Origin of the sequence: Sphingobacterium chuzhouense (assembly GCF_014692525.1) — a bacterium.
GTDB classification, from domain to species: Bacteria; Bacteroidota; Bacteroidia; order Sphingobacteriales; family Sphingobacteriaceae; genus Sphingobacterium; species Sphingobacterium chuzhouense.
Map to the genome: position 1 here is coordinate 95,474 of NZ_JACNYL010000003.1, position 25,329 is coordinate 120,802.

23 protein-coding genes, 3 tRNA genes and 1 riboswitch are annotated in these 25,329 nt (G+C 38.9%); of the genes, 12 read left to right on the top strand and 14 right to left on the bottom strand.

Features of this window, described 5'->3' with window-relative positions; all coding sequences use genetic code 11:
- Nucleotides 1-16: 16 nt before the first annotated feature.
- Nucleotides 17-622, bottom strand: coding sequence for a TetR/AcrR family transcriptional regulator (locus H8B21_RS12410; protein ID WP_190314109.1), 606 nt, complete (start codon nucleotides 620-622; stop codon nucleotides 17-19).
- A gap of 141 nt (nucleotides 623-763) precedes the next feature.
- Entirely contained in the window at nucleotides 764-1,426 is a 663-nt protein-coding gene (locus tag H8B21_RS12415; RefSeq protein ID WP_190314110.1) for an NUDIX hydrolase, read from the bottom strand.
- Nucleotides 1,427-1,563: 137 nt separating this feature from the next.
- On the opposite strand from H8B21_RS12415, the gene pfkA reads away from it, so the two are divergent.
- The 3 genes from pfkA to gap all read left to right on the top strand — a co-directional run bounded on the left by pfkA (nucleotide 1,564) and on the right by gap (nucleotide 4,538).
- Nucleotides 1,564-2,559 carry a 6-phosphofructokinase gene (gene pfkA, locus H8B21_RS12420; RefSeq protein ID WP_223815009.1) on the top strand — a complete coding sequence of 332 codons (996 nt, stop codon included), beginning with the start codon at nucleotides 1,564-1,566 and terminating at the stop codon, nucleotides 2,557-2,559.
- A 126-nt stretch (nucleotides 2,560-2,685) separates the two neighbouring features.
- Entirely contained in the window at nucleotides 2,686-3,534 is an 849-nt protein-coding gene (locus H8B21_RS12425; protein ID WP_190314112.1) for a hypothetical protein, read from the top strand.
- An 8-nt stretch (nucleotides 3,535-3,542) separates the two neighbouring features.
- Nucleotides 3,543-4,538 carry a type I glyceraldehyde-3-phosphate dehydrogenase gene (gene gap, locus H8B21_RS12430; protein WP_190314113.1) on the top strand — a complete coding sequence of 332 codons (996 nt, stop codon included), beginning with the start codon at nucleotides 3,543-3,545 and terminating at the stop codon, nucleotides 4,536-4,538.
- Between the two features lie 39 nt (nucleotides 4,539-4,577).
- On the opposite strand, the gene mnmA is transcribed toward gap, so the two are convergent.
- Nucleotides 4,578-5,669: a tRNA 2-thiouridine(34) synthase MnmA gene (gene mnmA, locus H8B21_RS12435; RefSeq protein ID WP_190314114.1), complete on the bottom strand. Its 1,092-nt coding sequence runs from the start codon at nucleotides 5,667-5,669 to the stop codon at nucleotides 4,578-4,580.
- A gap of 183 nt (nucleotides 5,670-5,852) precedes the next feature.
- Between mnmA and H8B21_RS12440 the strand changes: the two genes are divergently transcribed.
- The 7 genes from H8B21_RS12440 (at nucleotide 5,853) to H8B21_RS12470 (ending at nucleotide 11,930) form a co-directional block, all read left to right on the top strand.
- Nucleotides 5,853-5,928: transfer RNA gene (locus H8B21_RS12440), tRNA-Phe, on the top strand.
- Between the two features lie 41 nt (nucleotides 5,929-5,969).
- Nucleotides 5,970-6,042 (top strand) — tRNA-Phe (locus H8B21_RS12445).
- Between the two features lie 129 nt (nucleotides 6,043-6,171).
- Nucleotides 6,172-6,287, top strand: a riboswitch (SAM riboswitch).
- Nucleotides 6,288-6,525: 238 nt separating this feature from the next.
- Complete coding sequence (locus H8B21_RS12450; RefSeq protein WP_190314115.1) at nucleotides 6,526-7,833, top strand: O-acetylhomoserine aminocarboxypropyltransferase/cysteine synthase family protein; 1,308 nt, start codon at nucleotides 6,526-6,528, stop codon at nucleotides 7,831-7,833.
- A gap of 35 nt (nucleotides 7,834-7,868) precedes the next feature.
- Nucleotides 7,869-9,050 (top strand): homoserine dehydrogenase, encoded by a 1,182-nt coding sequence (locus H8B21_RS12455; protein WP_190314116.1) that lies wholly within the window; start codon nucleotides 7,869-7,871, stop codon nucleotides 9,048-9,050.
- A gap of 105 nt (nucleotides 9,051-9,155) precedes the next feature.
- Nucleotides 9,156-9,229 (top strand) — tRNA-Pro (locus H8B21_RS12460).
- A gap of 127 nt (nucleotides 9,230-9,356) precedes the next feature.
- Nucleotides 9,357-9,992 (top strand): 3'-5' exonuclease, encoded by a 636-nt coding sequence (locus tag H8B21_RS12465; RefSeq protein WP_190314117.1) that lies wholly within the window; start codon nucleotides 9,357-9,359, stop codon nucleotides 9,990-9,992.
- Between the two features lie 30 nt (nucleotides 9,993-10,022).
- Nucleotides 10,023-11,930, top strand: coding sequence for a DUF294 nucleotidyltransferase-like domain-containing protein (locus H8B21_RS12470; protein ID WP_190314118.1), 1,908 nt, complete (start codon nucleotides 10,023-10,025; stop codon nucleotides 11,928-11,930).
- 250 nt (nucleotides 11,931-12,180) lie between these two features.
- Here H8B21_RS12470 and H8B21_RS12475 read toward each other — a convergent pair whose 3' ends face one another.
- Nucleotides 12,181-12,858, bottom strand: coding sequence for a YceI family protein (locus H8B21_RS12475; RefSeq protein WP_190314119.1), 678 nt, complete (start codon nucleotides 12,856-12,858; stop codon nucleotides 12,181-12,183).
- A gap of 72 nt (nucleotides 12,859-12,930) precedes the next feature.
- Entirely contained in the window at nucleotides 12,931-14,178 is a 1,248-nt protein-coding gene (gene rocD, locus H8B21_RS12480) for an ornithine--oxo-acid transaminase (protein ID WP_190314120.1), read from the bottom strand.
- 148 nt (nucleotides 14,179-14,326) lie between these two features.
- On the opposite strand from rocD, the gene H8B21_RS12485 reads away from it, so the two are divergent.
- Complete coding sequence (locus H8B21_RS12485) at nucleotides 14,327-14,779, top strand: nuclear transport factor 2 family protein (RefSeq protein ID WP_190314121.1); 453 nt, start codon at nucleotides 14,327-14,329, stop codon at nucleotides 14,777-14,779.
- Here the strand turns inward: H8B21_RS12485 and H8B21_RS12490 are convergent.
- Together H8B21_RS12490 and H8B21_RS12495 are read right to left on the bottom strand one after the other, a co-directional pair.
- Nucleotides 14,769-15,746 (bottom strand): Gfo/Idh/MocA family protein, encoded by a 978-nt coding sequence (locus H8B21_RS12490; protein WP_190314122.1) that lies wholly within the window; start codon nucleotides 15,744-15,746, stop codon nucleotides 14,769-14,771. The genes H8B21_RS12485 and H8B21_RS12490 overlap by 11 nt on opposite strands.
- A 49-nt stretch (nucleotides 15,747-15,795) precedes the next feature.
- A complete protein-coding gene (locus H8B21_RS12495) occupies nucleotides 15,796-16,212 on the bottom strand; it encodes a hypothetical protein (RefSeq protein WP_190314123.1) in 417 nt (138 codons plus the stop codon).
- Between the two features lie 251 nt (nucleotides 16,213-16,463).
- Here H8B21_RS12495 and H8B21_RS12500 point away from each other — a divergent pair, with 251 nt between their 5' ends.
- Nucleotides 16,464-17,702: a tyrosine-type recombinase/integrase gene (locus H8B21_RS12500; protein ID WP_190314124.1), complete on the top strand. Its 1,239-nt coding sequence runs from the start codon at nucleotides 16,464-16,466 to the stop codon at nucleotides 17,700-17,702.
- A gap of 33 nt (nucleotides 17,703-17,735) precedes the next feature.
- Here the strand turns inward: H8B21_RS12500 and H8B21_RS12505 are convergent, their stop codons facing one another.
- The 7 genes from H8B21_RS12505 to fbaA form a co-directional block, all read right to left on the bottom strand.
- On the bottom strand, nucleotides 17,736-18,704 hold the full coding sequence (locus H8B21_RS12505; RefSeq protein WP_317170391.1) for an NAD(P)H-quinone oxidoreductase: 969 nt from the start codon (nucleotides 18,702-18,704) through the stop codon (nucleotides 17,736-17,738).
- 1 nt (nucleotide 18,705) lies between these two features.
- Complete coding sequence (locus tag H8B21_RS12510) at nucleotides 18,706-21,459, bottom strand: TonB-dependent receptor (protein WP_317170392.1); 2,754 nt, start codon at nucleotides 21,457-21,459, stop codon at nucleotides 18,706-18,708.
- A gap of 155 nt (nucleotides 21,460-21,614) precedes the next feature.
- Nucleotides 21,615-22,142: a ferritin gene (locus H8B21_RS12515; protein ID WP_190314125.1), complete on the bottom strand. Its 528-nt coding sequence runs from the start codon at nucleotides 22,140-22,142 to the stop codon at nucleotides 21,615-21,617.
- 178 nt (nucleotides 22,143-22,320) lie between these two features.
- Nucleotides 22,321-22,683: a hypothetical protein gene (locus H8B21_RS12520; protein WP_190314126.1), complete on the bottom strand. Its 363-nt coding sequence runs from the start codon at nucleotides 22,681-22,683 to the stop codon at nucleotides 22,321-22,323.
- A 124-nt stretch (nucleotides 22,684-22,807) separates the two neighbouring features.
- Entirely contained in the window at nucleotides 22,808-23,152 is a 345-nt protein-coding gene (gene hpf, locus H8B21_RS12525) for a ribosome hibernation-promoting factor, HPF/YfiA family (RefSeq protein ID WP_165292979.1), read from the bottom strand.
- A 17-nt stretch (nucleotides 23,153-23,169) separates the two neighbouring features.
- Nucleotides 23,170-24,054, bottom strand: coding sequence for a tyrosine-type recombinase/integrase (locus tag H8B21_RS12530; protein ID WP_317170393.1), 885 nt, complete (start codon nucleotides 24,052-24,054; stop codon nucleotides 23,170-23,172).
- Between the two features lie 139 nt (nucleotides 24,055-24,193).
- Nucleotides 24,194-25,273: a class II fructose-bisphosphate aldolase gene (gene fbaA, locus H8B21_RS12535; RefSeq protein ID WP_190314127.1), complete on the bottom strand. Its 1,080-nt coding sequence runs from the start codon at nucleotides 25,271-25,273 to the stop codon at nucleotides 24,194-24,196.
- Nucleotides 25,274-25,329 lie beyond the last annotated feature (56 nt).

The window sequence follows — 25,329 nt, forward strand, 5'->3', positions numbered from 1 at the left end:
AACATGACCTGTAAAACTAATTTTCCTCTTTTATTTTATTGTTAAATATAAATTTTGTCGCTTTCTTTTGACTTTCTAGTATCACATCTACATTTCTCGCATTCGGAACGCCAGAAATCATGTCAGATACACTACGGATAAGGCTTAACCCTTCCATGATTTCCGTGTAGGATGTCGCTGCTTCTTCAATAGAATGTACCTCGACTTCACCATGTTTTGTTGCTCGTTCCAATAAATCCTCTACGATACCGATATTTTTTTGATGAAACTGTTCTAAAAGTGTACCTATCCCTTGCCCTTTTATCCATTCCAAATTTTCATTTATGTGGAGAACATAGTAGTCCTTCAAAAAATCAGCCTTAACCTCCAGTAATTTGCACAAAACATCTAATAAGCTCCCATCATATTGATTGAGAACCGCATATTGCTGTGTAAGAATTTCATCCGAGATATATGCTAAGACATCTTTTATCAACGCGTTTTTATCGGGATAGTAGTAATATAAATTGGCTTTTGTGATATTCAAATCCATCGCAATCTCGCTCATCGTGGTCTTATTAAAGCCATAATGAGAGAACCTTTTGAGAGCTGTCTGAATGATCTGTTCCTTTTTACTATCCATTCTTAACTTTATACTTTTTGACTTTTTTCTAAAAACGTTCAAAAGTATAAAAACAAAATGGAATCGCAGGAAACAATTTATCAACAAATTGTAATCTTACTGTAAATTAACTTTTGGCGGGCAAAACGGCGGTGTTAACTCTTACATGGCGTTTATTTGTTTCTGGAATTTGCGCTTATCAAATTTATACAGTCTAGCTGCACGGTACGAAACACCCTTTTGTACTTCGGGCAATTCCTTGAGAAACCCAGCGTTAGCTATTTTCTTACGGAAATTCCGCTTGTCGAGCGTCTTCCCTAAAATGGCTTCATATACTTGTTGCAACTGCGTTAATGTAAATTTCTCAGGCAGAAGTTCGTATACCGCAGTCGAATAGTTAATGGTATGCTTTAACTTTTGCAGACTTTGCTGAACAATTTGAGCATGATCAAAAGCGAGGTCGGGCAGTTGGTCTATGGCGAACCATTTTGCTTGACGCATATACGAGGTCATCGGCTTAATCTTGGATTTTACATCCTCATATTTCACAATAGTTGAAAAAGCAACGGTCAATATTCGTCCTTCGGGATGCCGTTTCACACCTGCGAACGCCCCCAATTGCTCCATGAAAATATCCTTTAATCCCGTGTGTTCATAAAGAATACGTTTCACTGCATCCTCCATCTCCTCATCCTTCTGGGCGAAGAAACCAGGTAAAGCCCACCAATCTTTGTAGGGATAAACATTTCTTTCGGTTAATAATAGCTGAAGCTTACCTTCGTTAAAACTGTATATTACACAGTCTATGGTGAAATGAGTTTGCAAAACAATTGATTTTTTAAATCTGTAAGTATAACTTATTTATATTCTATGAATATTTGCCAATATTATCATAATAATCCAAAAAAAACAAAAAAAATTTAATAGTGTAAAAAATACACACTATATTCGTAGAACCTAAAATGAGTAATCGAGTGGAAAAAATAACAAGAGTAGGCGTTTTTACATCAGGGGGAGATGCCCCAGGAATGAACGCTGCTATCCGTGCTGTTGTGAGAACAGCGCTATATAATGGCAAGAAAGTTACTGGTATTTATCACGGCTATCAAGGCATGATTGATAGTACCATGTTTGACATGGACAGCCGATCAGTTAGTTCTATTATACAAAAAGGAGGAACCGTCCTTAAAACGGCCCGTTGTATGGAATTTAAAACAGTGGAAGGACGTGCTAAGGCATATGAAAATGTTCGTGCAGCGGGGATTGATGCATTAGTTGCGATTGGAGGTGATGGCACGTTTACAGGTGCAGAAATATTTTCGCGCGAGTTTGATATTCCGGTAATGTGTATACCTGGAACTATCGACAATGACTTGAATGGCACAGACCTTACTATTGGTTACGATACGGCAAATAATACTGTTATCGACGCAATTGATAAAATCCGTGATACAGCAGCTTCCCACAATCGCTTATTTTTTGTTGAAGTAATGGGACGTGACTCTGGGTGTATTGCGCTGAACGCAGGTGTAGCGGGCGGGGCCGAAGCTATCCTTCTTCCAGAAAAGGAGACAGCCATTGATGAACTTATCGAAATGTTGGAACATGCAGCCGATAGGAAAAAGTCGTCCATGATTGTGATTGTTGCAGAAGGTGATAAAAACGGCGGAGCTAATAACGTCGCTAAACGCGTCAACGAGAAGTTCGATTATTATGATACTAAAGTTAGTATTTTAGGACATCTACAACGGGGTGGTGCACCTAGTAGTGCAGATAGGGTACTAGCAACTCGTATGGGCTACTCAGCAGTCAACGAACTTTTAAAAGGCAATACAAGAGCTACTATTGGAATACGCGGATCAGAAATGGTCACTACACCTTTAGAAGAAGCACTCAGTAAAAAAGAATTGAAACTCAACCAAGATCTTGTTGAAATTGCAAAAATAATGGCATTATAGCCGTTTGTTTGCACGCAGTTTTTTTTACCTTTGGGTTATTATTATTGTATGAATAATTACGAGTCTTAAATTTTTATTTTTGACTTTTTAACCGAGCTTCGGCGAGTTATTTTTAGAGATTTTATAATGATTGTAGTTGTTTTTAGTGGATCAAGATATGCAGACTGGCGGATTGCGGATAAAAAACGTGTACTTCACGGCTTTCGCACACCAGGTATCAATTCCTATATACAAGATGAACGGTATATTACACAACTACTGAACAAAAGCAATCATTTGATAAACAACGCCGAAAAGATTCGTAAGATTTTCTTTTTTGGCGCAGGTGTATCATCACCCGAACGGCAGCAAAAGATAGAGCAAACATTTGCACAATTCTTTAAAAATGCCAAAGTAAAAGCAGGACATGATATGGAGGCTTCTGCGAAATCAACTTTTGGAGACGAAAAGGGTATCGTAGGGATTATTGGTAGCGGCTCGAATGCAGCTTATTATAATGGCAAAAAAGTGTTACCCAACAATTACGGCATGGGTTATATCTTAGCTGATGAAGGTTCGACCAATTGGCTGGGCAGACAATTATTGAAGGATTTCTTGACAGAAACGATGCCAAACAGTATCCGCGAAAAATTACTCCATAAATATAATATAGATAGACGTTTGATACTGGAACGGGTGTATTATAATCCAAATCCGAATTTGTTTTTGACCAGCTTTGCCGATTTCATCTATGAACATCGGGATGAACCCTACTTCACGCAACATGTAAAAAGAGGATTGGAAATATATATTAAAACATATTTGATCCCTTTATCAGAACACTATCCAGACAGCCAGTTTAACTTTACCGGGTCAGTAGCCAACAATTACGCTGATTGGTTACGTGAACTAGGCGCAGAACATGGATTACATATCGGTTCTATTATCAAAGAGCCTGTTCAAAATTTAATAAAGTATTACATTAATAAAAACTAATAGAGAAAATGAAAATTGGAATTAACGGATTCGGTCGTATTGGCCGTTTAGCTTTTAGAGCTGCTATTAACCGCAGTGATATTGAAGTTGTAGGTATTAATGATTTAGTAGAACCTGACTATTTGGCGTATATGCTAAAGTATGATTCTACACATGGAAAATTTGATGGTACTGTAGAAGTTAAAGATGGACATTTAGTAGTTAACGGAAATACAATCCGTGTAACGGCTGAAAAAGATCCAGCCAACTTAAAATGGGACGAAGTAGGTGCTGAAGTGGTTATCGAATCAACCGGCTTTTTCTTAACGCAAGAAACAGCCCAGAAACATATCGACGCAGGCGCGAAAAAGGTAGTGATGTCTGCCCCTGCAAAAGACGATACACCTACATTCGTCATGGGCGTAAACCACAAAGAATTAAAAGCAGAATACACGATTGTTTCAAATGCTTCTTGTACAACCAACTGTTTAGCGCCTATCGCAAAAGTATTGAACGATAACTTCGGTATCCTTGAAGGCTTAATGACAACGGTACACGCGGTAACTGCAACACAAAAAACAGTTGATGGCCCTTCAGTAAAAGACTGGAGAGGTGGTCGCGGTGCTTACCAAAACATCATCCCTTCTTCTACCGGTGCAGCCAAAGCGGTAGGATTGGTTCTTCCAGAATTAAAAGGTAAATTAACAGGTATGTCTATGCGTGTTCCTACGGCGGACGTTTCTGTTGTTGACTTGACTGTTCGTTTAGAAAAAGGTGCTTCTTATGAAGACATCAAAAAAGTAATGAAAGAAGCTTCTGAAGGTGAATTAAAAGGTATTTTAGGCTATACTGAAGATGATGTAGTTTCTTCGGATTTCATCGGTGATGCACGTACATCTATCTTTGATGCCAAAGCAGGTATCTCGTTGAACGACAACTTTGTAAAAGTCGTATCTTGGTACGATAACGAATGGGGTTATTCTAACAAAATCATCGATTTGGCGCAAGAGATTGGTAAGTTATAAGTGAAATAAAAAAAGGCTTGCGAATTTGCAAGCCTTTTTTTATTTCATCAGAAAACCACCACCGAGTAAATCACTACCTTCATAGAAAACGGCGGATTGACCTGGTGCGATACCTTTAACCCGATGGGCGAAATCCACCTGCATTATATTACCTTGCTGCGTAATAGTAGATAATGCTCCCGCATCCTTATATCGTATTTTCGTTATTGCTTCCATCGGCTCTTCTATCGAAGCATATTTAATCAAGTTGATATCGCGTACAAACGCCTGTGATTTTTCCAGCTCATGTTCCTCTCCCAGTACTACCGTATTGCTTTCCGGTAGTATCTCAATCACGAACATAGGTTTTCCTAATGCAATACCTAATCCTTTCCGTTGACCAATGGTAAAATAAGGATAACCAATATGCTGCCCTACCACAGTACCATCAGACAATACAAAATTCCCTGGCCCTATCTCATCGTCGAGTGTAGGACGTTTATGGCGTAAAAATGCGCGATAATCATTGTCTGGCACAAAACAAATTTCGTAGCTTTCAGATTTCTTCGCCAGTTCCTCCTGTCCCATCTCCAAAGCCATTTGTCGAATTTCTTGTTTCGTAAAATTACCTAATGGAAACTGCGTCCGCGCAAGATTCTCTTGCGATACACCCCATAACACATAGGACTGATCTTTATTTTCGTCTCTTCCTTTGGATATAACATACCTACCATTGTCATGCAGACGAATATTTGCGTAATGTCCTGTTGCGATAAATTCACAATCCAATTTATCTGCTCGCTTCATCAGCGCTGACCATTTAATATGGGTATTACAAAGCACACAAGGATTTGGCGTACGTCCAGCGATATATTCATCAACGAAATTGTCAATAACAAAATCGCCAAACTCGTCCCGGATATCCAATATATAATGTGGAAAACCATAACCTACTGCTAATGCTCTGGCATCGTTTATACTGTCTAAACTGCAGCAGCCGGTTTCTTTGGATGAACCACCCGCCGAGGCATAATCCCATGTTTTCATGGTGATACCGATCACTTCGTAGCCTTGCTCATGTAACATAATGGCCGCTACGGAACTATCTACTCCACCACTCATCGCGACCAATACCCTGCCTTTTTTACTCATATTAAATTTGTGAAGTGCAAAGATAGGTTATTTGAAACATAGCCGTGTTTATTTCGTGTAATTTATTTCCATAGGAATCAATCAGTTGAAAAATACTTTAAAAATAATGCAGACAAAAGTTTCAGATTTCAAAAAAAGAATATAGATTTGCAACGCAATCAAGGGAAAAACCTGATTGCGAAAGGTGCCATAGCTCAGTTGGTAGAGCAAAGGACTGAAAATCCTTGTGTCGCTGGTTCGAATCCAGCTGGCACCACCAGAAAATCTGAAAGTAACAGATTCCAAACAAAAACTTAAAAAGGTGCCATAGCTCAGTTGGTAGAGCAAAGGACTGAAAATCCTTGTGTCGCTGGTTCGAATCCAGCTGGCACCACAAAAAGCCTTTCCGAATCGGAAAGGCTTTTTTTATTTTTAATTTTTACTTTTCGACCCTAATCCCCTATATTTGCATCGTACTTCTATTAAAGTACGCTAATCAACACCTCGCATTGTGTTAGGTCTTGATTTATAAAGAAGTGGCGAGAGACTGGCTCGATGACCCACTGGCAACCAGCAAGAGAGAATTGAAAAGGTGCCAAATCCTGTCCAATAACAATATCGTTTTGGAACATATAAATAGATAAGACAATGGAAATAGGTAAACTAAGCATTTCTAATAACGAACTCCTTCGCTCGACAGCATTTATTTGTTGTTGTACTTATGTAGCTATGCGAATGCGCTAGTCGTTCTTGGTAATGTACGGTTTTTAACACATTCCTTCCCTATTTCACATTACCATCCTATGAACGACCAGCTTCCGTATAAAGGGAATGCGTGTTTAATCATTATATTTATTACATTAAAACATTATAAACTATGTCAACAAGTAACAACCTAAAATTCGAAACATTACAAGTCCACGCCGGACAAGAAGCAGACCCAACTACAGGATCTAGAGCATTACCCATTTATCAAACGACGTCCTATGTATTTGAAAATGCAGAGCATGGTGCCAATCTTTTTGCACTGAAGCAATTCGGGAATATCTATACACGCATCATGAATCCCACCACAGATGCTTTTGAAAAACGTATTGCTGCTTTGGAAGGGGGCGTCGCTGCCGTAGCAGTGGCCTCGGGCATGGCAGCACAGTTCATTGCATTAACAAACATCATTGAAAGCGGTGAAAACTTTGTAACCGGTTCAGACCTTTATGGAGGTACATATAACCAGTTTAAAGTATCGTTTAAGCGACTTGGTATAGAAGCGCGGTTCGCAGAGGGTAGTACCGCAGAAAATATGGAGAGCTTAATAGATGAAAAAACAAAGGCGCTTTATGTGGAAACTATCGGTAATCCTAGTTACAATATTCCCGATTTCGAAAAAATTGCAGCTCTAGCCCAGAAATATGATTTACCATTAATCGTAGATAACACATTCGGTGCTGGAGGGTATCTTTTCAAGCCACTGGAACATGGCGCACATGTTGTGGTCGAAGCGGCAACGAAATGGATCGGCGGCCACGGCACAAGTATCGGCGGCGTTATCATTGATGGTGGCAACTATAATTGGGGAAACGGCAAATTCAAGCAGTTCTCGGAGCCATCCGAAGGTTACCATGGTTTAGTATTCGCGGATGTTTTTGGTCCAGGGGGACCTTTTGGTAATATCCAATTTGCGATCCGTGCTCGTGTAGAAGGTTTACGTGACTTTGGACCGGCACTCTCTCCTTTCAACTCATTTTTGTTGGTACAAGGAGTAGAAACGCTCTCTTTGCGTGTACAGCGCCATGTGGATAACGCACTAGAAATTGCGCAATGGCTGGAAGCACATCCTCAGGTAGAAAAAGTAAGCTATCCTGGTTTGAAAAGCCACCCTTACCATCAAAATGCACAGAAATATCTGAAAAACGGTTATGGCTCGGTATTGTCGTTCACGCTTAAAGGAGGTGCAGAAAAAGCGAATGAATTTATCGATTCACTGAATTTGATTAGCCATCTTGCCAATGTGGGCGATGCGAAAACATTGATCATACATCCTGCAGCTACTACACATCAACAGCTTCCAGAAGAGGCACAAAGAAGTGCAGGTGTATTCCCTGGCCAGCTACGCCTTTCGGTGGGTATTGAGCACGTTGATGATATCAAAGATGATCTGCAACAAGCATTTGAAAAAATTAAATAATAGATAGACATACTTTTAGAAATAAAATAATAACAATGGGTGAAAGATTAATCATAGGCATGTTTGGATTTGGTGTGGTTGGACAGGGCTTATATGATATTATAAAAACAAAAAAACTAAATTTAGAAATCAAGAAGTTCGTTATCAAAAATGCGGACAAGAAGAGGACGCTCCCAGCAGAACTTTTTACCACAGATGCTGAATCTATTTTGAGAGATGATGAGATAAATACCGTTGTTGAACTTATAGACGATGCCAATGCAGCTTTTGAAATCACCAAGCAGGCACTAAAAAATGGTAAAAATGTAGTCTCTGCCAATAAGAAGATGATTGCTTCTCATTTAGAAGAACTTACACTCATTCAACAAGAATACGGCACATCTTTATTATATGAAGGTGCAGTATGCGGAAGCATTCCTATTATTCGTAATTTAGAGGAATACTATGATAATGAGCTGTTACATTCCGTTAGTGGTATCTTCAACGGTTCTTCCAATTATATTCTATCGAAGATATTTAATGAAAACCAGAGCTATGACGTCGCGTTGAAACAGGCACAGGACTTAGGGTTTGCAGAAACAGATCCAACACTAGATGTGGGCGGATTCGATCCAAAATACAAGTTAGCTATTGTTGCTTCCCACGCTTACGGAATCTATGTGAATCCCGACGATATCCTCAATATAGGAATTGATAAACTGGACGATCGAGACATCCGTTTTGCTAAAGAAAAAGGGTTTAAAATTAAACTCTTGCCTTTCGCAAAAGAAATCAACAATAATCAGGTCGTTCTGTATGTATTGCCAAGGTTGATTACATCTGACAATATCTTGTTCAATGTAGAAAATGAAAACAATGGCGTCCTGGTAAAAGCCGCTTTTGCAGACGAGCAGTTTTTTTATGGAAAAGGTGCTGGCGGACACCCTACCGGCTCCGCTGTGCTTTCGGATATCGCTGCGTTGCGTTATGGCTATCGCTACGAATACAAAAAGCACTTGGAGGCATCTCAAATCCAGTACAATACGAATTATAAATTAAAGGTATATTTTCGCTATCTGAAAGAAGAAACCTTGAATCAGGTTCAGTTTGATGCTATAGTGGAACGTTTCTATGGGCAAGATTTCAAATACGTCATTGGAGAAATTAACCTACGGGAAATTATCGCAAAAAGAGACATAATCAACCAAGTTGGAAATTTTATTGCGGAAGTCCTTTAAAAGGACTTTCCGTAATAGATTTCTATTTATGGAACTTATAAAAGCAGAGATTTTCTTAAGAGACTTACAAAATTCTGTTTTTTTGTTATATTTGCCCTCAAAATACGGGATGTAGCGTAGCCCGGTATCGCGCCAGCATGGGGTGCTGGAGGTCGTCGGTTCAAATCCGGCCATCCCGACAATTACAAAGCTTTCCATCTTACCGGAAAGCTTTGTTGTTTAATATCAAAACAGTTTTTATATTAGTGAATGGCAATTAAAACTATATCAAGTCGTTCTATTTATTTCGAATAAATCATCACATTTTTGAAAAACCATCTACTATTTATCGATACAGAGACTTCCGGTATTCCACAGCGTTGGAATCGCCCGTATTCAGATGAAAAAAATTGGCCACATGTCATCCAAGTAGCTTGGATTGTTTACGAAGCTGACGGAACGGAAATCAAGCGTATGAGCAAATACATTTATGACGATGATATAAAAATAACCTCTTCTTCTTACAACGTACACGGTATTACAAGTGAATTTCTGAAACAGCATGGAGATAAAAGAAAGGAAGTGTTACGTAAGCTGTCGTACGACATACAAAAATATAATCCACTCATTATTGGTCATTTCGTCGAATTAGACGTACAAGTGCTAAGTGCAGATTATTACAGAGCGAATCTTAAGAATCCCTTCATCAGTCAATCGTTTTTCTGCACGATGTTGGATAGCGAGAAATATGCCGCCAATCCGTCGATAACATATCTCCGATTGCCGCAGCTTCACGAATACATTTTTGACAACTCATTGACAGAAATCCATGAGGCTGAACAAGATGCCAGTGCAACAGCTAAATGTTTTTTCGAGCTTTGGAATCGTCAAGAGATAACAAAATCGGATATGGAACGGCAACAAAAGATGTTTTCACAAAAACTTAACTTTTTAGATAAATAGAATGTCTAACATTGTGTTAAAAAGCAGATTATGCTAAATTTAATTGAAATTTTAAAAAATACACCACCTTTTGATATCCTTCCGGAGAGCGTACTTCGAGGTATTTCTGAATCGTTGATACAAACTTCTTATACGCGAGATACGCTTGCTTATAGACAAGAAGTAACGGAGGTAAAAGGTGTCGACATTATCGTCAAGGGAGAATATGAGACTTTTTTTTTCGACTCGTCCGAAAACAAACGTTCGATTGAGATACACCATCCTCTTTATTGCTTTGGGGGGATTTCCATTCTCCTCAACAGAACGAAAGCTTTAAAATCGGTCATGGCGAAAAAGGGCACGGTTGTATATAATTTACCACGTAAGGAATTTCTTGAATTATGTCATGCTTACGACGATTTTTTCCAATATTACACAACCGATTTTGGAAAAAAAATGCTGGATGAAGAATTTTCACATTTTGTAAAAACCCCGGCTTCTTTTGAAGAAAGTTATATCGCAGCTGAGCAGCTCTATTCCCGCAAAATAGATGGGATAGCTTATAAAGACATTGTATCTTGTGCCGCAGACACGCCTATTTACAAAGCTGCGAAACATATGGCTGACAATCGCGTAAGTTGCCTCTTTATTCGGGACGAAAACCAAGACATCATAGGCTATGCCACCGACATGACCCTCCGTGACAACGTTATTGCTAAATGTATTAATGTCAATGCATCAATTGCCGAGGTGATGGATAATCCTATCGTATCGATATCTCATCAAGCTTATCTCTATGAAGCTGTGCTCATGATGTTTAGTACGAAAACCCGCTACCTTTTAGTCGAAAAAGACGGACGGTACGTGGGTTTCTTGAGTCGAAACCGGATATTAAGCGAACAGGGACAATCGCCGCTAGTCTTCATTCAATCCGTAAAGTTGGCGGAAACGATCGAAGAATTACGTCAAAAATGGAATTATGTGCCGGAAATCATAAAACAACTATTAGGTCGTGGTATTAATGCTGAGATTACCAATCAGGTTATTACAACGATAGCGGATACTATTGCCATTAAAGTTATTGAACGTGTAATTCGGGAAATGGGCGAACCTCCAGCTAAGTTTGTCTTTATGGTTACAGGAAGTGAGGGGAGAAAAGAACAAACCTTAAAAACCGATCAAGACAACGCCATTATCTATGAAGATAAGGCTAACGAACAACGGGAAATGGTTAGAAAATACTTCCTCACTTTCGCAAAAAAAGTATCAGATTATTTAAATGAAATTGGCTTCAGTTATTGCGAAGGAGGATACATGGCCAGCAATCCTGAGTGGACCCATTCTTTATCACATTGGAAACGCAACTATAAAAAGTGGATTGAGGAAAGTGTACCCGAAAATGCAATCAAATTCTCGACATTTTTTGACTGCCGTTTTCTGTATGGCGAAAAAAACATTATCGAAGAGCTCAAACAATTTTTAGAAGTCGAACTTCAAAAGCCAAACGATCGTTTTTTTGCTTTTACCGCAAAAAATGCGCTGCAATATGAGCCTCCCCTAACGTTCTTTAAGAATATTAAAACGGAGACTATCGGCAAGGCCGAGGTTTTCAATATCAAAAATGCGATGACACCAATTGTAGATTTGGTTAGGGTATATGCGCTTAAAAAAAGAATATATCAGGAAAACACGGGAGAGAGATTAAAGAAACTGATGGAATTGGGTGTCTTCACGCCTCAACAATACCATGAACTTTATCAATCCTACTATTATTTAATGGCGTTGAGATTGGAAAACCAAGCTAATCAGATACTGGTGGAGAAGTCAGATCCTAATAACTACATCCGTATTAACACATTAACCAAAATTGAAAAGGCTACCTTAAGGGAGATATTTAAGACGATCGGTAACTTTCAAATGGGAATAAAAATGCGCTTTACTAATAATATACTCGGTTAATATTTAACCGCAAACTTATTAATACAACATAAAAATGTTACAGAATATGGAGAAACTAATTATGAAAACAGCTTGACTTAGTGTAAAAAATACACTATATTTGTACTTTCATAATTTAGGTTTATAATTGGTTAGTTAAGGGCTTTCATTCTCCCCGTTTGAAAGCCCTTTTTATTTGGAAAGGTAATATCATACATATAAAAAATGCCTCCTATCTGGAGGCATTTTTAAAAATATGTTATAACATCTATTATTGCTTTGCAGCCTCTAGATTAACTCCAACTTCGATGTCCCTGCTTATTCCCCACTCCGCCGGGTCCAAATCCGAAGTACCGAATTTGATACCCCAATCTACGCGATTTACCGTAAATTTAGCCTCTACGGCCACTTTATCGTCTTGAACATCAATCTTAGCAGGAAAAGACACGTTCAATGTGCTATCCAATAAAGTAAGATTACCGCTAACGAGTTTATTTGCGCCATCCACGGCATCCTTCACAGTAGATAAATCCAAGTCGGCAACCTGTGTAATATGGAAGGTTGCAGTCGCATGTTTTTCAACATTAAAAAAGTCTTCGCTTTTCAAGTGATTTTGTAAATCACTAGCTTTTTTATCCGCTTCGGTAACCGAAGCAGCGTCAACTTGCAAGGATTTCATATCAATGGTAAAATCACCTGCATTAACATTTCCGTCTGCAACTGATAATTCACCGGAATTTATCGAGAGCGTACCCCAACGAGGAGCAAGACCACCTTTATGTGTCGCTCTCCAATTCACCTCAGAAGCTTCTACATTAGCAACATATACATCTCCTTGTTTCTCAGCCACTTCTTGTTTTTCGGATACTTGCGTCTTTGAAGAATTTCCTCCACAAGAAGCAAATAAAATGGCAGTACCTGCTACCACTGATAAAAAAATCTTTCTCATAAATGTCTTATTTATTAAATAAAATTGCTTTAAAAATACCCATCTTTTTTGACGTTCACAATAGGCGTGTCTTTATTTTGACTCATCCAATACTGCCAATGATTTTTGGATAATGCGAATAGCGTCCTCTAATTCTTCTTTAGAGATAACCAAGGGTGGTGCAAAACGGATCTTGTCGCCGTGCGTAGGTTTTGCCAACAATCCATTTTTCAAAAGTTCCAAACACAAAATATCAGCAGCATTATCTTTTGGATGATCAATGACAATGGCATTAAGAAGTCCTTTTCCACGCACCTGTTTGATTGCCGGATGCGTCAAGGTGTTTAATGCCGAACGGAAATATATACCAAGTTCTGCTGCACGTTCCGCAAGTTTTTCCTCTTTCAAGACCTCTAGTGAAGCTATAGCGACAGCGCAAGCTAAGGGATTACCTCCATAGGTAGAACCGTGTTCACCCGGCGCTATCGTCAACATAATCTCATCATCGGCAAGTATCGCAGAGATTGGCATAACTCCGCCACTCAAGGCTTTCCCTAAAATAAGAATATCTGGCCGGACATTTTCATGATCGCAAGCTAATAATTTTCCTGTTCTCGACAAACCCGTTTGAATCTCGTCTCCAATAAATAGCACGCGATGTTCTTCACACAGCGCCTTAGCGGCTGCCAGATAACCGTCATCGGGAACAAAGACTCCCGCCTCCCCTTGAATAGGTTCAATCAACAACCCCACGACATTTTCGTCTGCAAACGCGTCGCGGAGTGCATTTAGATCGTTATATGGAATCGTGACGTATCCCGGCATAAAAGGCCCGAAACCAGCCCTTGCCGTGGGATCTGTACTAAATGAAATGACGTTGATGGTACGACCATGGAAATTTCCTTCTACCGTGACAATCTTAGCTTGTTCATCCGGCACACCTTTTACAATATACCCCCATTTACGGGCTAATTTTAGAGCTGTTTCCACCGCTTCCACCCCGGTGTTCATGGGTAACACTTTATCATAATCAAAATACCGTGTAATATATTGGGTGTATTCTGCCATTTTATCACTATGGAAAGCTCTCGAGGTCAGTGTTAATTTTTTTGCTTGCGTTGTCAAAGCTTCGACAATCTTTGGGTGACAATGTCCTTGGTTAACCGCCGAGTAACCGGATAGAAAGTCATAGTAACGCTTGCCTTCCACATCCCAAACGAATGGTCCCTGCCCCTTATTTAAAACAACTGGCAATGGATGGTAGTTGTGGGCACCATATTGTTCTTCTATTTGAATATAACCTGCTGTTTTTTCCGGAATTTGATATCTATTAGTCTCCATGTTGTTGATAATAAGATATAGACAATATAACATTTTTCAGCTTGAATCCCAAAAAATTCAGGCATCTGTCTCTTCGATTTAAGAAATAATATCTTGGATTATAGAAAGAGAATTATTAAATTCGATAATCGAATAAACATCACATTATATGACGTTATATAATAAAGTATCCCTAGTTATGCTAACTATCGTTATGGCGACCATACTTTCCGAAACATCCGCTCAAGAAAAAAGATCTTTGCAAGAAGAGGTTGAAAATGCGACGAAAGCGCTTACTGAAGCCATGTTAAAACCAACGGCGCAAGTATTAAATAAACTTACATCAGACAAACTTAGCTACGGACATTCCAGTGGCACCATAGAAACAAAAGAGCAATTTGTAAATACGCTCGTTTCGGGAGCTTCGGTCTTCGAAGAAATTCAGATTTCTGAACAAACTGTGTATCTACAAGATAACACAGCCATCGTCCGCCATACACTAAATGCGAAAACTAATGATCCAGGAAAAGGCCCTGCCAGTATTCGTTTAGGCATCATGTTGACATGGGTGAAATCGAATGGTAGCTGGCAGCTTCTTGCCCGGCAGGCATTTAAATTGTAAAAACCTTTTCTACTACGGCTGTTGTTCTTAAAGCGCTTTCTCCGGTTGACGGGCAACGCCCCTCACCACGCAATTCCCCTACGATAGACTCTATCAGGGCCTGTTGGATATGTTTTGGCTTTTCGAAATCAAAAAACTGTGTACCTGATGGCATTATCCAGGTTACGGGCGAGAAATCAAAAGTACTAAAGCGTATCTCGCCTGCTGTCCCTGTAATGACAATTTCGTCTTGTTCCGCTTCTTTCACACTGGAAAACGTCCATGCTCCCGTTCCCAACACCCCATTATCGTGTTGCCAACTTGCACAAACGCTATCGGACACCTCATAATTTCCGGCAAGATTGACTGTATAACCTTTTATGTCTGCTATTGGACTGATAATATAATCTAATATATCAAGTGTATGAGGTGCCATATCAACAAAATATCCTTCTCCTCCTATTTCTTTTTTAATGCGCCAAGTATGCGTATCGGGATCTAAATCGGAAAGATAAGGCGCACGTATCAATCGGACAGTTACAGTCAGTATTGTACCAATTTTTCCGTCGTCGATCCACTGTTTAACCTGCGTGAAATAGGGTAACGCTCGACGATAAAAAGCAACAAATAGCGCAACCCCTTTTTGCTTTGCCATATCATACATCTCCTTCGCTTCTCTAAGCGACATTGCCATTGGTTTTTCAACATATACGGGTTTTCCCGCTTGTATCACCTGTAGTGCATATTCTTTATGTGTACTTGGAGGTGTTGCAATATAAACAATGTCAATATCGGGATCAGCCAATAAGGATGCTACATCATTATATACTTTAGATACGTGATGTCGACGTGCGTAATCCTCCGCTTTTTCTCTTGTACGGGAAGTAACGGCTAGCAATGAAGAATGCGGTGTTTTATAAAAAGCTGGACCACTCTTCACCTCCGTTACATCACCCACACCGATCATTCCCCACTTTATAGTTTCCATATCTGTATTTCTTAAATGAAAAATTCTTAGCATCTAAATATAAGAAATACTACCTAGCTTCTTTATCTTTTAATTGGATCTTTAATTCTAGGGAGGTTACTTTTTCCATCAGAAAGTTCCGATGTTTTACCAATTGCCCGTTCATTTCCTCAAGTTCACGAACTTTATCTTGCAGGTTTATTACTCTTTTTAATAACGCATTCTCCTTCAATATATCTTGGTGGTATAAATCTGAATTGGTATCACGCAACAAAGGGGTTTCCATAGGCAAATCGAAAAGAGTTTTGGATCTCTTACTCGAAGTCGGCTCTGAAACCTTCAGAAGTGGCATTGTCTTTTTTATCCAGGCCAGCATCGTCCGTTTATCTTTAACACTGTATTTGTCCATAGCCTCTTCTAAAAGCAATTCCCCCGAAACAATTGCTTTTACCGCTTCTAGTTGTATTTCCTTTTTAGACTTCTTCATTTAAAATTATGGATAGATTATATCATCTATTACATAAGTAGTCCTACCGAGACTATAATGAAAATATTTAAAAACTTCCAATCAACACGTTAGGTTAGTCGAAGCAGATAATAAAATTTTACTCGTCTAATTGAAAAACACCGCTAACCTAATTTTTTATTATATTTGTTTTAGTCATAAGTAGTCTCGGTAGGACTACATTTTTTACCTAACTTCGCGACACTACTTGTAAAAAAACAATCCACATCCTTATGAAAACATTTGATATAAGATTCTCTGTGGAGAAAAATGCAATCTGCTTACACCTACATTTACCACAAGGTGTCTACACATTCGACACCCCTTATCAAATCACAGAGAAAGAATGGAATTATGCCGAACAACGTCCGGAAAACCCGTACACGAAAAATGCGAAGATTATCTATGACGGTTTGAACAGAATCAAAATTACAGTAGCCAATTGGTTAAGGGACGAAAAAGTAATCAAAACCGATATCCGGCAAGGTGTGCAAGCCTGCATGTTAGAAGCCTATAGGCAAAAATCAACTGTAAAGGGAGACAATCTTGTACACCAAATCCAAGTGTATATCGAAAGCCGGAAACACATCATCGAGCCGAACACATTGAAACGGTATCATGTATTTCTGCGCCTCGTCCAACGATTTGAAGGATATGCCATGAAAAACTTCAAGATAAAGGAGGTTAACGCTTCCTTTGTAAAACAGTTCTTCCAGTTTGGAACAGAAGAAAATTATTCTCCAAGTACGCTTTACCGCACGATATCCTTCATTCAGACGGTGCTTAATTTCTTGGAAAAAAGAGGAATAAGAACCTTTGCCTACGAGTTAGAATTGCCCAGGATAAAAAAGAAGACACCTTTTGTTACATTAACGGAAGAAGAGTTGAACAGTATAAAACAAGCCGTTATCCTACCTGAATTGCAATATGCAAGAGATTGGCTTTTAATTAGTTGCTATACGGGCCAACGTATATCAGATTTCATGAATTTTAGATCGGATATGTTGCAAACGATAAAAGGCAAAAAATGTCTCGCATTTCAACAGCAGAAAACCGGAAAGGATATTTTACTTCCGCTCCACCCGGAAGTACTCCACATTATAAAAAAATATCCGAACAAGTTTCCGCCCAAAATATCGGAGCAACTATACAATAGACAAATAAAAGAAATTGCCAAATTAGCAAATATACATACGTTGGTATATTACAACAAGCGATCCGGCCATCGTAGCAAACCACTCCAAATCCCAAAATGGCAAGCGATATCCAGTCATATAGGTAGACGCAGTTTTGCATCTAATTTTTATGGTAAGATACCAACACCGTTATTAATGGAAGCTACTGGACATGGTTCAGAGGGTATGTTTCATAATTATATTAACCAAATGGATATCCAAAGGACAATTACGTTAGGAAAGTATTTTGAACATGCTTATGAACGTTCTCCTATTAAAGAAAAAGCGGACGTTTGATTACGTCCGCTTTTTTTTCTGTCAAAAAAGTGATCAAATGACAAGTGCAAGTTTTCCTAAAAATACACCATTCTCCATCAATTCATGTGCTTCTGCTGCATCTTCCAAAGGAAATACTTTAAATAATTGTGGTCGAAAAGATTTTCCAATAAGTGGCCATACATGCTGATGTATTTCCCCTGTCAGTGGAATTTTGAAAGAAAGCTCTCGAGCACGTAATGTACTTCCCGTTATTAGAATACGTTTTTGCATTAATTTCAAAATATTAAGCTCCACTTTATGTCCTTTCATAGCGTTGATATACACCAGACGACCATCCGTATCCAACAAATCGAGGTTTTTTTGAAAATAATCGCCACCTATACTGTCTAAAACTACGTTTACTTTCTCTTCCTGTAAAACCTCCCGAAAATCACTTTCTCTGTAATTGACAGCCTTATCAGCGCCCAATTGCAGACAATATGCTTCTTTTTCATCAGAGCTAACAGTCGTCAACACTCTTGTTCCAAAAGCCTTTGCAAGCTGTATAGCAGTGCTACCAATACCGCCGGCTCCGCCGTGGATTAAAATCGATTCGCCTTTCCGCAATGCACCGCGACGAAATACATTATCCCAAACAGTGTATACTGTTTCCGGCAAAATCGCTGCTTCTTCAAAGCTGACTCCTTCGGGAATGGGAAGACACATATCCTGATGGGCGACTACGTACTCCGCATACCCCCCACCTGCCACCAAACAACATACCTTCTCTCCTACTTTCCTTTCTGTTACTTCCGTGCCCAGCTGGGTAATAATTCCTGCCACTTCAAGTCCAGGAATATCCTCAACTGTACCCGCGGGGGCAGGATAGTTCCCTTTACGCTGAAAAATATCCGGACGGTTTATTCCGGCTGCTTTAACATGGATCAATACTTCACATTCCGCAATCGCAGGTATAGCACGTTCTTGAACTTGTAAAACATCAGGTTCACCGGGTTTTGTAATGACCATTGCTCTCATCATACTATTTTTTTTTGGGATACTTCTGCAAACGCATGTTTAATGTAACCATGAAGTAACGCCCAAGCCGATTATTTTTAGCTTCGTAGATATCGTTACCTACGTATTCACTATACGTACCCATATTTTTATTTTTATCTAACAAATCGAATCCTTGAAGACGTAACAATGCTCTTTTATTCTGTAAAAACGAAAATTCCAGATAAGCATTGATGATTGTAGGATTGATGTTCATGAAACTACTGGCATAGCCAGAATTGAATCGTTGTGACACCTCTGTTCCCAATGTCACGTGCTCTCCTAAATAGCTTTTCGTGGCAGCGCTTGCCAATAAGCTATGACCCGTAATTTCTGTAGAAATAGGCCATGTATAGCTCGCGTTATTTAAAAGATAGTTAGCATTAAACATGGATTCAAAATAATCGCTCCATGTATAACGTAATTGAGCAGACTGTGAGTATATAAACTGCCGCGTTGTATTTCGTTTATCGTTTATATACGATAAATTATTGTAATAATCTACGTTCCCGCTAATATCCAATTGTACATTCTCATTAAACAACGGCGTATTAAAAAGATAGTACCATTTAATATCATAATACCCATCTGTATTTTTAAACGTTGTTTCCTGAATGGTAGAACCAGAAAATGCTTTTTTATCGGAAACAATTTTGTTAACTACATAATTGTAAGCAAAATTCGTTTCAAAATATTGACCTCTCGATGTAACGAATTTTCGTAATGTTGTACTAATCCGATTTGAAAATTCTGCTTTCAGTTCTGGATTTCCTACGATAATATTTTGTGAGTTGCTGTTATCACGTATAGGGATAATATGTAAAAGGTTGGGTTGATTGTTTTTACCTACATAATCAACGCTCCAGTCTGCTTCATCATTTAACTTCCATTTAAAACCTGCGGTAGGTACCAGATTAACGTTTTCATATGTATATTGCATGTCTTCCCTCGGAAGAAAGCTTGTCAGCCGAACAGGTTGCACGGCAAACCCGATATTGGCTTTAAAAGTTTTATTCGGCGTGTATTGGTAATTCAATCCCATACGGCTATTTCTAAAGCGATAATTGTAATTCACACCCAAAGAATCTACGTAGAAAAAATCGTCAGGTTCCCTAAATTTAAGTTTGTCTTCTACGATTCGCTGTGTAGTCATGTCCGTTATTTCATAATTATACAGAAACTCTAATGTGCTGTATTCGGAAAACGGTTCAACAAAAGATAGTGAAGCTCTGGCACCATCTGTACCATTACGTTGCTGAATGAAATATCGTTGCTCGAATTGACTTATTATTGGGTCCACTGGTGTTGAATCAACGGATACATAATAATCCCACACCTCCTCTAATTTACGTTGGCTATTAAAATTAAAGGAAATACTTCCCAATAACTTTCTACCCTGTTTCTTAAAAGCTTTAGCGTACAATATATCAAGATCCAAATTGGGGTTTTTGTGCGAAGATGAATCTCGATATTTTCCATCGTTAGTTATATTGTTATTTTCAACCAACCTGGTCCTCCGATTCCAAACAGAAACTTCGTTGTATGAAAATACCGGCTTTACCTCCAAGATATCGTGATTCTTGAAACGGTGTTTAAGTTCAGCTGTGAGTCGATGAAAATTATCATTATTAGTTATAACATAGTCTTCCTTATTCCGAATCCGGTTACCGACATAATCCGAGCTCAGAATGGAATTCCCCTCCGTAACGTTTTCTTTCCTGGTGAAGCTATAACTCGCATTGAACTGTGTATGTTCCCCCAAATTGTCCGAAAAGCTAAATCCCAATGATTTTATATTATTAAGACCGTCTGTGGGATCTACAAAATCATTGACATCAAACAGTGATTTTTCTCTTTCTCCAATCCCGGTCGGCGAACCAAACGAAAATAAACTCGTATTGGTATTATTGATGGACCCTATCAACGAGAATTCCTGTCCGTCATCAAAGCGATTAAATCCCCCACTGCCGATATAGCGTTCCCTCGTTCCTACCCCTCCGGTTAACTGGCCAAAAGAAATACGTTTCCGGTCATCTTTAAGGACGATATTTAGAATTTTCTCCGGGTCTTCCGCCGTAAATCCTCTATCTATTGCATGATCATCGCGATGGTTTAATATTTGTATGCTTTTGATAAAATCAGCGGGCAAATTGCGGGTGGCCGTCAGTACATCGCCTCCAAAGAATTTTCTACCGTCCACCTGTACAGATGAAATAGGTTTCCCCTGTGCGTATACCGTACCGTCGCGAGAAACCTGGATACCCGGTAATTGCTTCAGGGCCTCCTCTAAAAGTGAATTCGCCCGAAAGTTAAACGCATCCATATTATATTGGATGGTATCACCGGCGTAAACTACCGGAATAGTCTTTACAATGTATACGCCCTCTATTAATGAACTTTGCGGTCGTAATACCACATTGGGCATGACAATAAAGCTTGATAAATTTTGGGATGACAGTGTTCTGTTGACAATCTGATAACCCAACATGCTGTAAGAAATCCGGATATCCGAACCTTTAACATCTTTAACACGATAGTATCCCGCATTCGACGTTATAGCCGTAACCGTGTCTTGTGTACTTGTCAATCGTACCGTGACACCTTTTAGTCTCGTTCCAGCGGTATCCACCACAAATCCCTGAATCTGGCGTGACTCCGTTTGGGCTTTTGCTCCAACCGAACCCAGCCCAATAAAAAAGAGCGTTGCAATCAGGAATATAAGATACCGATGATGTCTCACAAAAAACTAACGTTTACGCATTTTCGTCAATATACCAAAAAAAATGAAATTCAATAAAAGTTTATATAATAACGTTATATCACGGTTATTGCGTATAAAAGAAAAGCGGGTCATTCCATTTCGAAACGACCCGCTTACGTAGTTCTTTTCAGGAATTACTCTCCGTCAAATGTTACTTTAACCAAATGCTTATCAATTTCCCAACGGCCTGTACCATCTTCACCAATCACATCAAACAATTCCAAGATACGACGGGCTACATATTCTTCTTCCACCTGTTCTTCTAAAAACCATTGTACAAAATTGAACGTAACATAGTCTTTAGACTTCATACATCTGTCTGCAATATTGTTAAACTGCTCTGTTACGTGCATTTCCTGTTCTAATGTTTGCTCAAAGACACCACGGAAAGATTCGAAGTCCACGGGTATATTCGTTATCTCAGGAGAAATGGCGCGTCCACCACGGTTATTGATGTAGTTGAAAAGTTTTAACATATGCTCGCGTTCTTCGTTCGCTTGCTTAGCAAAAAATGTTGCTGAATTGTCAAGCCCTTGATCATCACACCAAGACGACATCGCTAGATAAAGTGCTGATGCATGTGCTTCTACCTTTACCTGTGCATTTAATATATTTTCTATTTCCTCCGATAATGAAGATTTTAATTTCAATAGATCTTTCATATTTATTTTGTTTTAATCTTAAACACCTTTACTTACAAAATAACAATGTATCCCTCACATTGTTTATGCAAAGATAAATCAAGAAAGCGCAAAACAGATAAATAAAGTGCAATACAAATTAAGTCTAAATTACAGAAAATCGACCTTAACTTGTTTAGAATCAGTACAATTAAAAGAGTTAAATAGCAAGCAGAGCATCCTTGCGAAGAATCTTTTTTATCTCGCTATTCAGTTCTATCATAAACTTTGCACCAGTTAAAACTTCCCTTAAGTTTAAAATATCTTGCACGGAAAGGAGAAAGCATCTTTCGGTACGGTGTGGCATTATAATCTCAAAATCAGCAGCACGTGATGTGTCAGCTAACATACGGGTGATATCCAAAGTATCTATACGTTTCTTAAACAGGAAAAAATCCGAGATTTTAAATGCAGTAGTTGTTTGTTGAAATTCTAGCCAATAGCAGTTTTTTCGACTACATTGGTATACTGCTCCATGTGTTGTTTTAAATACTTCTTCTACTTGTGATAATGGACAAATCATCGTTCTTTTGAAATTCGCTGAGCAAATATATATCTTATTCAGATTCAATCCAAATAAATTGCAGAGAAAGTAAATAAAAAAAGCTGATCTTTCGATCAGCTTTACCTTTTTTCCATTTTGCTTTTTAAAATTCCTCTTCGGGATCGCTCAATAGCTCCTTGTGGTTACTTACTGCTGTCCTAGTTTTTGTTTTATGTTTATTGATCTGTCGCCGTAGTGATTCTACAGCAATGTCGGTTGCTTCTTCAAAACTTTTCGCCTGTGCTTTGGCAAATAACTGGTTACCCGGTATGTTCATCTTCAATTCTACCACCTTGTTGGCTTCATCGTCTACATTCTCCAGACGAAGATAACATACGCTTTCAATGATGTTGTCCAAAAACTGCTCTAGTTTAGCTGTTTTCTTCTTGATGAATTCAACTAACTTTTGATCAGCATCAAACTTGATAGATTGCACAGTAATGTTCATTTTTCCTCCTTTTTTGTTTAAGCCTTTGGATGGGCTTGTTTATAAATAGATTTTAATCTTTCCACAGAGTTATGCGTGTAAACTTGCGTTGCCGCTAAACCAGCGTGACCCAGTAATTCCTTTATTGCATTCAAATCTGCCCCATTATTCAAAAGTGCGGTGGCAAAGGTGTGTCGCAACACATGTGGGCTTTTTTTCTGCTGGGAAGTGATACGTCCCAGATACCGCCGTACTGTCCGGTAAATCAACGAGGGATAAGCCTGCTTTCCTTCTTTGGTAACGATTAAATAGGTTGATTTGTTTTTAAAATCTTGCGCATATTTCAACATCAAATAGCGTCGAATTTCTTCCAACAGTGTTTGGTGCACAGGCACTAACCTCTCCTTTCCTCGTTTTCCAAATATGAGTATCCGTTTGTTATAGGTATCGATATTGCGCTCTTGAATGGCAAGCAATTCCGATAACCGTATACCCGTTCCAAACAACAACTCTAAAATGACGAAGTCGCGTGCCTCCTCAAAGCTTTCCGGATCCGTACCGCCCATATCTAGCAAATCCACCATTTTTTCCTGCTCGACCACTACAGGCAATCTTTTAGGGGTTTTGAGCGCATGAACCAGCTGCATAGGGCTTGAAGCCACAAAGTCTTCTCTGACTAAAAATTTATAAAAAGAACGTAAGGACGATATAGAGCGATTGATACTTGAAGCTTGTCTACCATTCTCTTTCATCATCGCTAGATAATGTCGGATAATTCGATAATCTACTGCTTCAAAAGCAATTTCTTCAGTTAATAGAAAGTTTAGAAAACGATCTATTTCCAACGCATAGGCCGAAATGGTATGAGCAGAATAACGTTTCTCAAACTCTAAAAAACTCAAAAACCGTTGCTTATTCATCATCTATATCGTTCTTCTATAAATATAGCAAAAAGAGTGATATAAAAAAATTTATTAAGGTATTTTAAGAAAACGAAGAATAAAAAATAGCTCACAGTTTTAGACTGTGAGCTAAGTTATAGGGTAAACCGGCAATAAATACTTACAGTTTCGTATTTACGTCGATAGCATTCAATTCGTTAAAGGCTTGTTTTAGTCGTTCTACAAATGTCTCTTCACCTTTACGTAGCCACACGCGTGGGTCGTAATATTTTTTGTTCGGAGAATCTGCACCTTCCGGGTTACCGATCTGTGCTTGCAAGTAATCCCGATTTTTTGCTTCATAAGCACGAACACCATCCCAGAACGCCCATTGCATATCGGTATCGATATTCATTTTGATAGCTCCGTAAGAAATAGCTTCTGCAATTTCTTCCGGTGAAGAACCTGAACCGCCGTGGAAAACAAAGTTGACCGGTTTCTCCGCAGACAGGTTAAATTTCTCACGGATATACTCTTGTGAGTTATGCAAAATAACCGGTTGCAACTTCACGTTACCTGGTTTATATACACCATGTACATTTCCAAATGCCGCAGCTACTGTAAATTTATCTGATACTTTTGATAACTCTTCATAAGCATAAGCTACTTCTTCTGGTTGCGTATACAATTTCGAACTGTCTACATCCGTATTGTCGACACCGTCTTCCTCTCCTCCCGTCACACCCAATTCAATTTCGACAGTCATGCCAAGCGGCTTCATGCGCTCTAAATATTTTCTTGAAATCTCGATATTCTCTTCGATCGGCTCTTCTGATAAGTCCAACATATGTGAAGAGAATAATGGCTTTCCGTGTTGTGCAAAGAATTTTTCGCCCGCATCTAAAAGACCGTCAATCCATGGCAATAATTTTTTAGCCGCATGGTCTGTATGTAATATAACAGCCACTCCATAATGCTCCGCTAGCAAATGTACGTGCTGTGCAGCCGATACCGCTCCCAAAATACAGGCTTGCAATCCATCATTGTTCAATGATTTACCTGCATAAAACTGTGCTCCCCCATTTGATAATTGAATAATGACAGGTGAGTTGACAGCTTTTGCTGTTTCCATAACGGCATTGATTGAATTTGTCCCAATCACATTTACCGCAGGTAAAGCAAATTTATGTTTTTTAGCAATCTCAAAAAGTTCTTGTACTTGATCACCAGTTAAAACACCCTTAAAATCTTTTAGGCTCATATTTTTTCTATTATTTGTGTTATTCGAGACTAAAGGTATGGAGTTTTTTTGTACCA

What these genes read in the sequence shown, in the direction of transcription:
- H8B21_RS12490 (WP_190314122.1), bottom strand. Translation starts at nt 15,746, where the DNA reads ATGGAAACTATAAAGTGGGGAATGATCGGTGTGGGTGATGTAACGGAG.
- H8B21_RS12410 (WP_190314109.1), bottom strand. Translation starts at nt 622, where the DNA reads ATGGATAGTAAAAAGGAACAGATCATTCAGACAGCTCTCAAAAGGTTC.
- gap (WP_190314113.1), top strand. Translation starts at nt 3,543, where the DNA reads ATGAAAATTGGAATTAACGGATTCGGTCGTATTGGCCGTTTAGCTTTT.
- H8B21_RS12470 (WP_190314118.1), top strand. Translation starts at nt 10,023, where the DNA reads ATGCTAAATTTAATTGAAATTTTAAAAAATACACCACCTTTTGATATC.
- mnmA (WP_190314114.1), bottom strand. Translation starts at nt 5,669, where the DNA reads ATGAGTAAAAAAGGCAGGGTATTGGTCGCGATGAGTGGTGGAGTAGAT.
- rocD (WP_190314120.1), bottom strand. Translation starts at nt 14,178, where the DNA reads ATGGAGACTAATAGATATCAAATTCCGGAAAAAACAGCAGGTTATATT.
- H8B21_RS12475 (WP_190314119.1), bottom strand. Translation starts at nt 12,858, where the DNA reads ATGAGAAAGATTTTTTTATCAGTGGTAGCAGGTACTGCCATTTTATTT.
- fbaA (WP_190314127.1), bottom strand. Translation starts at nt 25,273, where the DNA reads ATGAGCCTAAAAGATTTTAAGGGTGTTTTAACTGGTGATCAAGTACAA.
- H8B21_RS12520 (WP_190314126.1), bottom strand. Translation starts at nt 22,683, where the DNA reads ATGATTTGTCCATTATCACAAGTAGAAGAAGTATTTAAAACAACACAT.
- hpf (WP_165292979.1), bottom strand. Translation starts at nt 23,152, where the DNA reads ATGAACATTACTGTGCAATCTATCAAGTTTGATGCTGATCAAAAGTTA.
- H8B21_RS12515 (WP_190314125.1), bottom strand. Translation starts at nt 22,142, where the DNA reads ATGAAAGATCTATTGAAATTAAAATCTTCATTATCGGAGGAAATAGAA.
- H8B21_RS12530 (WP_317170393.1), bottom strand. Translation starts at nt 24,054, where the DNA reads ATGATGAATAAGCAACGGTTTTTGAGTTTTTTAGAGTTTGAGAAACGT.
- H8B21_RS12485 (WP_190314121.1), top strand. Translation starts at nt 14,327, where the DNA reads ATGACGTTATATAATAAAGTATCCCTAGTTATGCTAACTATCGTTATG.
- H8B21_RS12495 (WP_190314123.1), bottom strand. Translation starts at nt 16,212, where the DNA reads ATGAAGAAGTCTAAAAAGGAAATACAACTAGAAGCGGTAAAAGCAATT.
- pfkA (WP_223815009.1), top strand. Translation starts at nt 1,564, where the DNA reads ATGAGTAATCGAGTGGAAAAAATAACAAGAGTAGGCGTTTTTACATCA.
- H8B21_RS12505 (WP_317170391.1), bottom strand. Translation starts at nt 18,704, where the DNA reads ATGATGAGAGCAATGGTCATTACAAAACCCGGTGAACCTGATGTTTTA.
- H8B21_RS12455 (WP_190314116.1), top strand. Translation starts at nt 7,869, where the DNA reads ATGGGTGAAAGATTAATCATAGGCATGTTTGGATTTGGTGTGGTTGGA.
- H8B21_RS12425 (WP_190314112.1), top strand. Translation starts at nt 2,686, where the DNA reads ATGATTGTAGTTGTTTTTAGTGGATCAAGATATGCAGACTGGCGGATT.
- H8B21_RS12450 (WP_190314115.1), top strand. Translation starts at nt 6,526, where the DNA reads ATGTCAACAAGTAACAACCTAAAATTCGAAACATTACAAGTCCACGCC.
- H8B21_RS12500 (WP_190314124.1), top strand. Translation starts at nt 16,464, where the DNA reads ATGAAAACATTTGATATAAGATTCTCTGTGGAGAAAAATGCAATCTGC.